Source organism: Bacillus sanguinis, assembly GCF_018332475.1.
GTDB classification, from domain to species: domain Bacteria; phylum Bacillota; class Bacilli; order Bacillales; family Bacillaceae_G; genus Bacillus_A; species Bacillus_A sanguinis.
This window is the reverse complement of the sequence record NZ_BOQB01000523.1, coordinates 1-637: the sequence shown is the minus strand read 5'-3', so window position 1 is coordinate 637 and position 637 is coordinate 1. Positions and strand designations below refer to the sequence as shown.

The following is a 637-nucleotide window of genomic DNA, read 5'->3' as shown; positions in this document are numbered from 1 at the left end:
CCATTTCTGCACGTGTTAAGGATGCCTTCGGTCTAAAATTCCCATGCTCGTCACCCTTAAAAACGCCCATTTCTGTTAAAGACAAGATTTCCTTTATATAGCTTGTCGACTCTTCACTTACGTCCCCATATGGATTCTCATAATTTTTCTCTTCTGCCAAATTAAAATAACGATACAGTAAAGCTGCAACTTGTTCGCGTGTCACATTATCTCCAAAACCAAATCTCCCATCATCATATCCGAAAATGATTTTCTCATCTGTTAATTGCTGAATCGCCTCATATGCCCAGTGCCCCTTTGGAACATCTTTAAATACACCAGTATGATTCGTTTGTGGTGTAATCTCTTCTGCTTTCACTTCTCCATTTTTTTCAGTTAATAAAACTCCACCTAGAACTGCTGATATGATACATGTTTTTAAAATTGTTTTATTCATAGCTTTCCAATCCCTTCCTTCATTTAACAAATAATTACACCACTTTTCTTCCAAAAGAAGACTCTATGTGAGCAATTCATGTTTTAAATTTTCATTACAGCTAATTGGATACAAAGTGTTACACCTCCAAAGTTTTTTTTCGTAGTATCCATAGCTACTATATATAGGAATTATAAATAGCAACTATAAATTGCCCATAAA

1 protein-coding gene is annotated in these 637 nt (G+C 34.7%); it reads right to left on the bottom strand.

The window, feature by feature from the left end:
• On the bottom strand, nucleotides 1-436 hold a 436-nt coding region (locus KI369_RS28185), incomplete at its 3' end, for an S-layer homology domain-containing protein (RefSeq protein WP_212958951.1).
• Nucleotides 437-637: the final 201 nt, after the last annotated feature.